The following is an 11185-nucleotide window of genomic DNA, read 5'->3' as shown; positions in this document are numbered from 1 at the left end:
TTTTTCAGGAAGGTAACTTCCATCTCCAGCTCACGGTTGCGGCGCTCGAGTTCCTTCAGGCGCGCCCGCTCGTTCACCGTCAGTTCCGCATTGGGGGCCGGTTCCTGTTGCTTCTGGTATTTCTTCACCCAGCCGCGTAGCGTCTCCGAGTTCAGCTCAAGCTCCCGGGCGACTTCGGAGATCGTCTTGCTTGACCTCAATGCGATCTGGACGGCTTCCTCACGGAACTCCGGCGAGTACTTACTGGGTGGCGCCACTTCTTCCTCGTTTCCTTGTTCAGGACAACCCTATTGGGTGCCTGTCCGGAAACTTCGTGGCCCCTCAACCCCCCATTCGCCCACGAAGTTGCGGTAGACGACGTAGATCGTATGGCCGGAGAACAGAGGCACGCTGAACACCGGCCACTCATGCTCGGCGGACAGCACGCGATACAGCTCCATGGCCGCGTCCCAGTCGGCCCCGAACGCCGCTCGTTGTGCATCCTCTCCACGCAGGCAGGTGCCGAGGTGTACGGGCCAGAACAATGGGTTGGCCAGGTAGGCGCTGCCCTGGACAAGAGGGCCGCCTTCGTATCCGGGGATCTTAAGCACGTGGGGATGATGCCACGCGGGACAGACACGGCTGCGGGTCCGAGGTTCGGCCCACCGTCCGTCTCAGTTTCCGTCTCATTCAGCGCCATTCACGGCCGTTCAGGCGAGTCCGAGGGCGGTAGCCGCTCCCACGACCGGCCACCCATGAACGCAGGTGAACGGCCCCGTCCGAGGCGCCCAAGACCACCACCACAGTTGGAAAGCGCGCGCGGCAGCGGCACTGTCAGAGCCCGGGCTTACCGTCCAGGGCATGGCAATCAGACCATCAGCACGTTGGCGTGCGCGCGTGGACGAAGAGGCAACAGAGATCGCGGCGGGAACCCGCTCACCGAGCGATGCCTTCCTGTCGGAGCTCTTCCCGGAATCGCTGCTTGCGGCGACCGATGAGGCACTGCGCGCGTTCGAGTTGGATGTAGAGGCGCTCCGGGACCAGGACGACGAGCAGGTCTTCGAAGCGATCAAGCGTGTCGTTCTGGTGCTGAACGAGATCAACGAGGATCACGACGGTGCAGGCTACGAGACCGAGGAGCGTGAAGAACTGTGCCTCTACATCGATCAGACCTTGATGGAGCACGGCATAGATGTCCCTGCTCTGGCAGGGAGGCGAGGCATCAGCCGCACCGAGATCACGGATGACTGGCGGGACTGGTAGCCCGTTGCTGTACAGCAACGAAGTACAGCAACCCCAGCAACCGTCAGCGACCGACCCCGGCCCGCACGACCCTCCCCGCAGCCCGTATGACCTCCAATGACCGATCTCTGTAGAGCTACGGATCAGAAGGTTGCAGGTTCGAATCCTGCCGAGTGCACAGCAGGCCAGAGGCCCCGTGGAGGAATCCATGGGGCCTCTGGGTTTTGCGTTGACGGCAGTGTTTGACGGCAACAGTCTCCAACCGTGACTAGTGCGACCGTGAGTTGTCGGAGCACGCATCTTTTGTGGAGCTGTCGAGAGTGTGCGGCCGGCTGGTGCGTGCCCGCCCGCCTACGGCTCTCATCGCGGTCCCGACCGCGAGTCTGGATCATCGAGGGTCTGCGTAGGTGAGGGCTACTGTCGCTTCGGAGTCCCTTCGTCTCCGTCGGGTCATCCTCACTGTCAGTGGGCGCCGGTATCCTGGTGTTGAGCTCTCGCCTAAACACAAGATGTTGTAGTGGACTCCCCGTTTCCCGGTACATGTTGGGGTGTCCTTGCTTGCTGACGGGTCGTCTGGGGTGCTTCACTTGATCCGCCAAACCAAAGCAGGCCCCAGCCGGGGCCCAACTTGAGGTTGGGCGCGTGGATGGGGCCTGATGCGTTGGTCGCGCCTTCGGACCCTATCGCCGTCTCTTGGTTCCTCCAAGATGGCCGTCCTGCGCGTCCGATCTCGGAAACGGATGTTTCATGACAGGGCAACCCAACATTCGAGACGTGTCGAAGCGCGACGACGGCTGGGCAGTGACGAAGCCTGGGGCTGAACGAGCCAGCGCCGTTCTGCCGACTCAGGCTGAGGCGGCCGCGCGTGCCAAGGAGATCTTGGCCAACGACGGTGGCGGAGAGCTGCGCATCCGGGGCACGAACGGTCAGGTGCGAGAGCAGAACACCGTCCCGCCGGGCAACGACCCGAAGCAGTCGAAGGGCTGATCGTGATGGACAAGTACGTGATCAATAGGGACTTCGACGAGGAGCGCGAGGTCGAAGCCTCCGGGTTCAAGACCGTTGGCGACTTCATCGACTTCTACGCGGTCGACAGCCACGGTGACGTCGTCGTGACGTTCAGAATCCGGTCCGCTCGGGTCGAAACCATCGACCTGATCAGCGGCTGACTCAGGTAGTCAGTTCTAAGACGGAGTCCCTGCAACGCGGCGGGGACTCCGTCTTAGTGCCGGAATGTGCGGAGCCACAATGGGTTCCGGGCAGAGCCTCGACTGCGCCTCCGTCTATGCGCCCGGCTTCGTGTCGTCGTCCTTCCGCAGGGCATCCCCCACTCGATCGAACGCCGAGCGCTGCGAGTCGAGCCGGACGAAGGTGTAGATGTCCATGGTCACGCGGATCGAGCTGTGGCCGAGAACTTCCATGATCATGCGAGCGTCGGCACCCTGCTCATGGAGGAGGGACGCGCAGGTGTGTCGCAGGTCGTGAGTGCGCCGTGAGGCGCAGTGGTTCGAGTGGAGGTGAGAGACCTTCACCGCTGATCCCGTCGCAGCGGGACGGTGGAGCTGAGGGCAGCCTGAACCGGGTGGTGCCGGGGAAGGTGGGAGCAGCCCTGACAACGCCGGGACGTGCCAGTACTGCCAGATGGTGCGGGTCCGGCAAGCGGGATGGAGAGGAGTACGCGAGGAACCGGCGTGTGACACCCCCTTTATGCGACACCGGCTCGAACCTGGTGGATCTGGGCCGGGAGCGGCGCGCACCCGTCGAGCGTGTGGGCGGGGAACTCCTGAGGCGGTGGGTACGAGCTGTCAGGGAGGCTGCGAGGAAGGGCTGCGGCGTACTCGCAGCGAGGCCGCAGGGGCATAGTCGGGCTCCTACTTCGACGAGCGAATCACTGTGAACACGGGAACCGTCCCGGGCCTGCCCCAAACCCGTGCATCCAGCGTGGGGTCGGGGCCGGGCTCACCGACCGCCGATCGGCCTGGGACGGGGCGGAGCCGCCGTAGTACTCCGAGCCGGGGAAAGCCCGCGCACATGGGGAAGGGCGGCAGCGGTTTCGAGAAGGACTGGAGACTGTAATGCCGGAAGACGCACCGCCGAACGGCGGCGCTCCGCGTCCGGGACCTGCCGGGTCATGGGCGAGGGTATCGGGGATGCAGACCAAGCTTCACCGTTGGGCGGCGGCCGATCCGGGCCGTCGGTTCGATGACTTGTTCAACTTCGTGCACGACCCGGCCACGTTGCTCATGGCGTTCGACCGGGTCGCGGGCAACCAGGGGGCCAACACTCCCGGTGTCGACGGCCTGACGGTCGCCGGGATCGAGGAGCGGATCGGGGTCCCCGGTTTCCTGGACGATCTGCGGGCCGCCCTCAGGGACGGCTCGTTCCGGCCGCTGCCGGTGCGGGAGAGGAAGATCCCCAAACCGGGTGGGTCGGGAAAGGTCCGCAAGCTCGGTATTCCCGCGCTTGCCGACCGTGTCGTCCAGGCGGCGCTGAAGCTGGTGCTGGAACCCATCTTCGAGGCCGACTTCGAGCCGGTCTCCTATGGATTCCGGCCCCGGCGCAGGCCACACGACGCGATCGCTGAGATCCACCACTTCGGCACCCGGGGATATCGCTGGGTGCTGGACGCGGACATCGAGGCGGCCTTCGACAACCTCGCACACTCCTTCGTTCTCGATCGAGTGCGGGCGCGCGTCAAGGACAAACGCGTGCTGGCCCTGGTCAAGGCGTTCCTCAAGGCCGGTGTGCTCACCGAACTCGGCGAGCAGCGCAACACCCACACCGGCACACCCCAGGGCGGCATCCTGTCCCCGTTGATCTTCAACGTTGCGCTGTCCGCGCTAGACGAGCACGTGATGGCTCCGTGGAAGGACGGCGGGGCGATGTCCACCCCGGGAAAGCGAACTTACCGACGTTCCCGTGGCCGGCCGACGTGGCGGATCATCCGCTACGCCGACGACCTCGTGATCTTGGTGCATGGTTCGCGCGAGGACGCCGAAGCGCTGCGCGAAGACGTCGCCGGTGTGCTGGCCACCATGGGGCTAAGGCTTTCACCAGCCAAAACCCAAGTGGTCCACATGAGCGACGGGTTCAGCTTCCTCGGCTTCCGCATCCGGTGGAAACGCAAGAGGGGGACGAACAAGTGGTACGTCTACACCTTCATCGACGCCCGGCCCGTCCGGACGCTGAAGGCGAAGATCCGTGCCCTGACGCACAAGACATCACAGTGGGACCTCGCATCAACCCTGACCCGGCTGGGCCAGATCATGCGAGGCTGGGCCAACTACTTCAAACACGCCGTGGCCAAGCACACCTTCAGCAAGCTGGACGACTTCACGTTCTGGAGACTCGCCCACCTGCTGAGAGCCCGCCACGGCTGGAGTTGGGGACAACTCCGCCGCCATCTGACCGCCGCCACCGGGCGCTGGCGGATCGCGGCGGACGGGGTCGAGTTCTTCCGGATCGAGAAGGTGGCGGTCTCCCGCTACACCTACCGGGGCAACAAGATCCCAACGCCCTGGCCCGCCACTGCCTGACGGCAGACACCGTGGAGAGCCCGTTACCGAGAGATCGGTACGGCGGGTTCGGCGAGCGGTCCGGGGAAACGGACCGGGAGCAATCCCGGTACCGCGCCCCGGGCCGACTCAACACGCGCACGCGTCGTACGCCGGCGTCCCGGCGCAGGATGGTGAGCATCCGGTTGAGGCTGCGGGGGTCCGTGACGCGGCCGGTCGTCGTCGTGAAGATCAGCCCGTCCGGGTGCCCCGAGGCAGGCTGCCACTTCTTCCCTGCCACCATGCGTTCCCGCTCTTGCTGGGCTCGGTGCTGCGCGAGTGCCCGCATGCAGTGCTTCGGGAGGGACACCGTACGAATGGAGCGCATGGTCTTGGGACTGCCGAAGATCAGCTCACGCCGGATGCGCTGTACGTTCCGACGGACGCGGAGTTGACCATTCGTAAGGTCGACGTCCGACCAGGTGAGGGCGGGCGCTTCACCCCGCCGCAGGCCCGTGGACACGAGCAGCAGCCACAGGGCGTAGAGGCGGTGGGACCGGGCGGTCTTGAGCATGAGGCGAACCTCTGCGGCGTCCAGCGGACGCACCTCCGCAGCCTCCCGACCGATCCCCGGGCCGTGGCCCGACGGACAGCCGAAGCCGACACCGTCAGGCCACAGGCGCCCATCGTGGCCCGGTAGGTGGTGAGCACGCGCAGCGCGACGAACGGATAGCCCACGAGCCACCAGAACGCGACCGGCACACGACGGTGCAGGACCAGCAGCGCGATCACTGCCAGCAGGCACAGCACCAGTGCCCAGGCGGAGTCGGTCATGGCGATCAGCCCTGCACCGACGCCGGGGCGTTGACCATGACGGCGTCCGCCCGGTAGGCGATGCCGTGACGCATACGCCCACCGAACTCGCTCTCCCACGGCCGGGCGATGAGCCCGGACATGATGACCGGAGCCCCCATCAAGAACCGACAGCGTCTCTTGCCGGGTGGTGAGTTCGAAACGGTCGACGAGTCGCGTAGCCCCGTCGCTCAGCAGCGTTACGGATGCGAGCGACTTCAGCGGCACCGCACTCGTGAGGGCATGTTGGGCCGCTCGTGGGTCAGGCCCCGCGATCCAGAAGCCGCCCGGCCGGTTGCGCAGCTCCGTGAGGGCGTCGCGGTACTCGGCCAGGGCTGCGGCGTGTCCGGGGGAACCGGTGGGCAAGGCGTCGAGCGACCCACGAAGTTCCATGCCGACCCCGTCCAAACGCCGGTCGGCGACGGCGACCACCCCGCAGGCCTTGTCGGTGAGGAGGAGGGACGAGTCACCAAGGACGAGGTGTTCCAGAGCTCCCGCACCGGCCCGGACGGCGACGACCGTACTGGTCGGACTGGCCCGATAGGCCAGGTCACAACCGTCCTCATGCAGGGACCGGACAGCCGTGATCGCGTCGGCCAAGCAGTCGGCCGGAGGCCGGGCGGGGTGAGCCGTCATGGTGCTCAGCAGCAGACCGCCCAGCGTGGCGGAGAACCAGGCGACGCCATGCGTGCACCCGGTTTCCGCCCCGGCGACGCCCGCGCCGTCCAGGAGTACGGCGGCTCCGGGAGCGGCGGTGGCGAAGTCCTCGTTCTCCCGGCCCGTTTCAGCGGGCAGCGGGCAGCGGGCAGCGGGGGTGATCCCCACGACGACTTCTCCTCGTCGTGCTGGTAGAGGGGGGTGAGCAGTTCGACGGATTTCGGTTCGCTGGTCTGCGGGTCGTACTCGACGCCGATCAGGGTGGAACGAGCGCACCAGCCGCGCGGACCGCACCGCATCATCGAGGGTCGCCCCGACGGGTACGTCGTCGCCGGTTGTCTCGATGGTGTCCGGCGCAGCCTCGACGGCGGCCAGGAGGTCACGCACCTCATGGGTGGTCGACTCGTCAAGGTCGAGGGCCAGGATGAAGCGCCGCAGGACGTCGAGGCTGGGAACCATGCGCCCGTTCTCGACCTTGGACACGGTCGGCTGCCCCACCCCGGCACGCTGCGCCAACACGGCACCCGTCAGGCCGGCCCGGCCATCAGCACCGGCGGCGCCCATCTCGGCGACGGGTCCTGGGAGCGCGAGGTCACCCGCAGCGTGCTGCAGTTCCGCGGCATGCACACCGTGGAGGAGTACATCGACAAGACGGGCGAGATCGTCGCCTCGAACGCCGCCCTGTTCGCACCGACGGTCGTCGAGTAGGAGGAGCCGGCGGTGGCCGAGCCCGAGCGGTCGCCGTACGCCGACCTCGCCCTCCTGGACGACCTGGAGACGGCGGCCGCGGGCACGAAGTGGAAGGTGCACAAGCTCGTCACCCGGAGCCGTCGCTCAGGTCCAGTCGCGGTCAGGTCGGACGGGCGATCGGAACGCCGGGTGCCGCATCGGGAATGTGACTTACATCATGCAGCCCACTGAAACCATCTGGTCCTTTTGGCACCTCATACAGCACGCAAGGAAGAGGAGGGTAGGAGAAAGGAAAGGAAATGGAGGGTCTGGCTGATTCATCCCGTCATGGCAGACCTCTCACGGTTACTTGCAGAAAGACTGTCAGTGGAAGGAATTTACATGGGTGGCACATTAGGTCGTACTCGAACCCCGAACCTGGGGAATTTCGCGCGTCGCGGATGGGCGGCGATTCTCGCTCTCGGGCTTTTCATGGGACTGTCCCTCATGAACGCGAGCAGCGCGTCCGCATACGTCGGGCCGAACCTCCTGCGCAACTGGGAGAACGGGCAGTGCCTGGACAGCAACTGGGACGGCCAGGTCTACATGGGCGGCTGCTCGACGGGGAACGACTACCAGACCTGGACCCCGCTCTTCGCTCGCCACACGTCCAGTGACGTGGTCCAGCTGCAGAACAAGGCGACCGGACGGTGCCTGAGGTTCGACATCAACTTCCGCCTGCGCACCGACTCGTGCCTCGGCAGCGACGGCCTCCACGCCGGACTCTGGAACGCTGTCGGGTCGAGCTGGAACCAGGTCAAGCTCCAGAGCGCCTTCGAACCCGGCCTGTGCGTGAGCAACAACGCCTCCCTGAATTCCTGCAGCAACGGCGGATTCCAGCTCTGGAAGCTGGGTTTCTGAAAACTGGCCGCGTCTGGACCCTTGAATGGGTGGCCTTGAATTGGCGGCCTTGATTAGGCGGCCACGAATGGGTGGGTTCCTCGGCCTCAGAGCCGAGGAGCCCATCCATTTCCCTCAGTCAGAGCAACTTGTTCGAATCCGGTGTCCTGTGATCCCGTTTGCCAGCCGAGTCGTAGTCGTGCGCGACATGGAAAAGATCCTTCCAGGGCGTTCACGAATGCCTGCCTGCTCGCTCTGCTCTCCTTCGCAGTGACGCCGTAGTCAGCAGTGTGCTTGAAGTGATGAGGCATCCTGTTGAAACCGATCCATAGTGATCCACATCCCGGACCTGAGTATCGACGGCAATGGGGAACGGGCGTCCAGGAATCGGGCGAAGAAACCCAGCCGGCACGACAGAACGCCGTATGCGATCAGCGGGGTGGGAGAACGGCAGCGGTCCACGTCCGACGTATGGGTCAGGGCTTGATCAAGTTCCGTGAGTGTCCGGGTTGTTGGTGATGCCCAGGATGGCGAGTGCTCGTTCGGGTTCGTCGCGGATGGTGCGGGTGGTCTTGGCGATGTTGTCGGCTCCGAGGATCTTCAGGGTGCCGATGGCGAGGTTTGCGGGTGGTGGCCATGGCGCGAGGTGTGGTGCCAGCGCGAATGGTCGAGGTGCCCTCAGCAAACGTGAGATCCCGGATGTAATGGGAGGAATTCTCGATTCCCCAGTGCCCGTGAATGGCGGTGGCGAGGTCGGCGGGGCGGGTTTGATGGGCGGCGAGGCTGGTGACCGCGTAGACGTTCTCGCGGGTTTCGGGCCGGCCGGTGGGCTTGCGGCGGCGGGGTACCTGAGACGGGCCATCCCCCTGTACGAAACCACCCTCACCCAGCGCGAGCAGGTCCTGGGCGACACCCACCCCTCCACCCTGGCCAGCCGTAACAACCTCGCGTATGCCCGTGAAGCTGCCGCGACCGTACAGCAACCCGCTACAGCAACCCCAACAACCGCCCCCAACCTTCAGCGCTCCTCAGGCACTTCCGACTAACCGGAATGCCCCTCAGCGACCGATCCACACAGAGCTACGGATCAGAAGGTTGCAGGTTCGAATCCTGCCGAGTGCACACAGGTCAAAGGGCCCCGGAGAGATCCGGGGCCCTTTGGTGTTTCCGGGGCGTACAGAAGTGCCGCGTGCCACTCAGGTACCCCACTCGTGGCGTCCATCCACCGAAGACGCGCGGTCTCCACACCTGCTCTCCGCGCACGTTCGGATCGAGCGCCGCTCGGACCGCGGGCCGTCGGCGGCGCGGCCTGTGACGTTCGGGTATGGCCCTGTGGGGGCCGCAGCGCGGGTTGATTCCCCTGATGAGCGGGGGTTGAGCGACAACTCTCCGCCGTCGAGTCTCGGTTCTGTCCGACGGCGAGCGTCTCGTTTCGGTCGCCACGTGACGGCGGCGACAGGTCATCGTCGACCTTCCCGTCAAGGCCGGCGCACACCCCCACCGGGGGCGGCGCAGCAGCGTTCGTCCAGCAAGCCGCCGCCCTCGCCATGGGCGCCTCACTGATCGTGGCCGCCAACCCCTTCGCCGCAGACCAGGGCGATCACGGCCGCTACGACCCCGCCGGAACCGCAGAGACCAACTGAAGGAGCAATAGGTGTCCTCTACCCTTGTCCCGGCGTCCGCGCCTGACGTGGAACGCCGCACAAAGCCCGGGCTCACGGGCCGTCGCCGGATCCTGACCGTCGTGAGCCTGCTGCTCGCTCTCATCGGCGGCGTGATCGCCGACTCCGGCGCCGCCTTCGCCCAGGCTCCGACGGCCCCGTGCGCCTGCAACTCGGCGCAGAACCCGTCTCCGCAAGGCGTGACGCAGGGAGACTGGAACGACGCGCGTGAAGCGGCGGACTTTTGGGCCAACCACGAGATCGACTTCTTCGCCGTGAACTGGTCCAACGCGCGGAGCTACTACGTTCTCGAGCCGAACGTCGGCCACGGGTGGCCCGGTCAGAACCATGGCCGCCAGTGGTTCGGATACTGGGAGCCCGCCGTTCACCACACCCAGTTCATCTACTACGGCGGCACGTACAACGACTACAACGGTGTCGTCACCCAGATGGAGCGCAACCGCGGCGTGGCGGCGAACCGGGCCTACTCGACCTTCACCAACCGGATCGGGTTCACCCACCTGTCTTCCTACGTGGAGTACGACCTCGACTACTACGGAGCGGCGAGGAGCGCGCGCAACGCGCGGCGAATCGTGCGCAACTTCATCACGGGCGACGTCTACGCCACGTTCGACCACTACAACACCTTCCACTACCTGGGCCACTTCTAGGCGCGGACCGCGGTGACAACGGGAGGCAGGCGGGGGATCCGCCTGCCTCCCGTTGTCAGTGGGTGGGGCTAGCGTTGTGGGGGATGGGACAGGCATGGAAGTGCGCGGGGTTGCGGTGGGCTGCGGAAGGGCCCGTGTTGGTGTGGGACGGGGGGCGTCGTAGTTCGCTGGTGTGGGGGAAGCGGGTGGCCTTCGGGGTGGTGGAGGGGGGTGTGCGGCGGTGTGTCGGGGCTCGGGGGTATGCGTGTGCTCGGGGCGTGGTCGTGTCGGGGCGGAGTACCGGTGGGCGGTGCGAGGAGTGCGGGCGGCTGGATCGGGCGCATTCCGTCGCCGCGGACCGGGTCGCCGACGATCCGCGGCCGTACCGGGTGTATCTGGCGTGGTTCGGGCCGGGGCTCGTCAAGGTGGGGATCACCGCTGCCGAGCGGGGGTCGGTGCGGCTGCTGGAGCAGGGGGCCGTCTGCTTCACATGGCTCGGTGTCGGGCCGCTGATGGCCGCCCGGCGGACCGAGGAGCTGTTGCGGGCGGCGCTGCGGGTGCCGGACCGGATTCCGTACGCGGTGAAGCGGGCGGTGCGGGCCGCGCTGCCGGACGGGGAGGAGGAACGGGCCTGTGAGATACGGGAGGTGTACGGGCGCGCTGTGGAACTTGCGGGGTGGCCCGAGTCGTTGGAGCGGGAGCCGTGCCAACCGGTGGATCATGTGCGGGCGTTCGGGCTCGCCGGGGCGCCGGCCGCGTTCGGGGAGGTGAGCGAGCTCGTCGCCGGGGGGTCGGTGGGCGGGGAGCTGGTGGCTGCCGCCGGGCCTGATGTGCACGTGGCCACCCGGGCGGGGGTGGTCGTCCTCGATACGCGGTTGATGCGGGGGTGGGAGCTGGTTCCCGTGGGGGGTGCTGGTCCCTTGAGTCCAGTAAGTCCCGAATTTCCCGTCCGGCGCTTCGACGTTGGGGACGGGCATCGGCAGGACGGGTTGTTCTGAGGGTGCCTGGTGGGTGGCGTGGGCGGCGTGGGTGGTGTGGGTGGTTTGTGGTGTTTCGGGGGCGGGTGGGTGTCGGGAGCGGG

11 protein-coding genes and 4 pseudogenes are annotated in these 11185 nt (G+C 66.5%); 7 read left to right on the top strand and 8 right to left on the bottom strand.

The features are described 5' to 3' along the window. Both BMZ82_RS32470 and BMZ82_RS32465 read right to left on the bottom strand, forming a co-directional pair. Nucleotides 1-257, bottom strand: a 257-nt coding sequence (locus tag BMZ82_RS32470) for a transposase (RefSeq protein ID WP_143098947.1), incomplete at its 3' end; no start/stop codon positions are given. Nucleotides 258-287: 30 nt separating this feature from the next. Next, the gene (locus tag BMZ82_RS32465) at nucleotides 288-590 is read right to left on the bottom strand and encodes a hypothetical protein (protein ID WP_256252239.1); all 303 of its coding nucleotides are present in this window, start codon (nucleotides 588-590) and stop codon (nucleotides 288-290) included. A gap of 250 nt (nucleotides 591-840) precedes the next feature. Between BMZ82_RS32465 and BMZ82_RS32460 the strand changes: the two genes are divergently transcribed. The 3 genes from BMZ82_RS32460 (at nucleotide 841) to BMZ82_RS32450 (ending at nucleotide 2390) form a co-directional block, all read left to right on the top strand. Next, nucleotides 841-1242 (top strand): hypothetical protein, encoded by a 402-nt coding sequence (locus BMZ82_RS32460; protein WP_093780982.1) that lies wholly within the window; start codon nucleotides 841-843, stop codon nucleotides 1240-1242. A gap of 753 nt (nucleotides 1243-1995) precedes the next feature. Further along, nucleotides 1996-2208 carry a DUF2188 domain-containing protein gene (locus tag BMZ82_RS32455; protein ID WP_256252238.1) on the top strand — a complete coding sequence of 71 codons (213 nt, stop codon included), beginning with the start codon at nucleotides 1996-1998 and terminating at the stop codon, nucleotides 2206-2208. Between the two features lie 2 nt (nucleotides 2209-2210). Next, nucleotides 2211-2390, top strand: coding sequence for a hypothetical protein (locus tag BMZ82_RS32450; RefSeq protein ID WP_093780971.1), 180 nt, complete (start codon nucleotides 2211-2213; stop codon nucleotides 2388-2390). Between the two features lie 114 nt (nucleotides 2391-2504). Here BMZ82_RS32450 and BMZ82_RS32445 read toward each other — a convergent pair whose 3' ends face one another. Then, nucleotides 2505-2753 carry a tyrosine-type recombinase/integrase gene (locus BMZ82_RS32445; RefSeq protein WP_256252237.1) on the bottom strand — a complete coding sequence of 83 codons (249 nt, stop codon included), beginning with the start codon at nucleotides 2751-2753 and terminating at the stop codon, nucleotides 2505-2507. A 543-nt stretch (nucleotides 2754-3296) separates the two neighbouring features. Here BMZ82_RS32445 and ltrA point away from each other — a divergent pair. Next, entirely contained in the window at nucleotides 3297-4757 is a 1461-nt protein-coding gene (ltrA, locus tag BMZ82_RS32440) for a group II intron reverse transcriptase/maturase (protein WP_093780970.1), read from the top strand. 190 nt (nucleotides 4758-4947) lie between these two features. On the opposite strand, the pseudogene BMZ82_RS32435 reads toward ltrA, so the two are convergent. From BMZ82_RS32435 to BMZ82_RS42215, 4 pseudogenes are all read right to left on the bottom strand, one after another. Further along, a pseudogene (locus tag BMZ82_RS32435) lies at nucleotides 4948-5289 on the bottom strand (site-specific integrase); the annotation flags it as partial. Between the two features lie 359 nt (nucleotides 5290-5648). Then, nucleotides 5649-6386 (bottom strand): annotated as a pseudogene (locus BMZ82_RS32425) (integrase); the annotation flags it as partial. Between the two features lie 8 nt (nucleotides 6387-6394). Continuing rightward, a pseudogene (locus BMZ82_RS42220) lies at nucleotides 6395-6490 on the bottom strand (sigma-70 family RNA polymerase sigma factor); the annotation flags it as partial. A gap of 187 nt (nucleotides 6491-6677) precedes the next feature. After that, nucleotides 6678-6788 (bottom strand): annotated as a pseudogene (locus tag BMZ82_RS42215) (helix-turn-helix domain-containing protein); the annotation flags it as partial. A 612-nt stretch (nucleotides 6789-7400) separates the two neighbouring features. On the opposite strand from BMZ82_RS42215, the gene BMZ82_RS32415 reads away from it, so the two are divergent. After that, nucleotides 7401-7814, top strand: a complete 414-nt coding sequence (locus tag BMZ82_RS32415; protein WP_177244771.1) for an RICIN domain-containing protein — start codon at nucleotides 7401-7403, stop codon at nucleotides 7812-7814. Between the two features lie 466 nt (nucleotides 7815-8280). On the opposite strand, the gene BMZ82_RS42210 is transcribed toward BMZ82_RS32415, so the two are convergent. Next, entirely contained in the window at nucleotides 8281-8478 is a 198-nt protein-coding gene (locus BMZ82_RS42210; RefSeq protein WP_256252236.1) for a hypothetical protein, read from the bottom strand. A gap of 969 nt (nucleotides 8479-9447) precedes the next feature. Between BMZ82_RS42210 and BMZ82_RS32405 the strand changes: the two genes are divergently transcribed. Continuing rightward, complete coding sequence (locus tag BMZ82_RS32405; protein WP_143098946.1) at nucleotides 9448-10125, top strand: ribonuclease domain-containing protein; 678 nt, start codon at nucleotides 9448-9450, stop codon at nucleotides 10123-10125. A gap of 83 nt (nucleotides 10126-10208) precedes the next feature. Then, a complete protein-coding gene (locus tag BMZ82_RS32400; protein WP_093780981.1) occupies nucleotides 10209-11102 on the top strand; it encodes a DUF2797 domain-containing protein in 894 nt (297 codons plus the stop codon). The last annotated feature ends 83 nt before the right edge of the window (nucleotides 11103-11185 follow it).

This window comes from Streptomyces sp. yr375 (assembly GCF_900110755.1).
In the GTDB taxonomy this organism is placed as follows: Bacteria; Actinomycetota; Actinomycetes; order Streptomycetales; family Streptomycetaceae; genus Streptomyces.
Note: the sequence above shows the minus strand (reverse complement) of the source record. Positions and strands in the feature narration are given on the sequence as shown.

Excerpts from the sequence above, each read along its gene's own strand:
- BMZ82_RS32400 (WP_093780981.1), top strand. The coding sequence starts at position 10,209 with ATGGGACAGGCATGGAAGTGCGCGGGGTTGCGGTGGGCTGCGGAAGGG.
- BMZ82_RS32460 (WP_093780982.1), top strand. The coding sequence starts at position 841 with ATGGCAATCAGACCATCAGCACGTTGGCGTGCGCGCGTGGACGAAGAG.
- ltrA (WP_093780970.1), top strand. The coding sequence starts at position 3,297 with ATGCCGGAAGACGCACCGCCGAACGGCGGCGCTCCGCGTCCGGGACCT.
- BMZ82_RS32415 (WP_177244771.1), top strand. The coding sequence starts at position 7,401 with ATGAACGCGAGCAGCGCGTCCGCATACGTCGGGCCGAACCTCCTGCGC.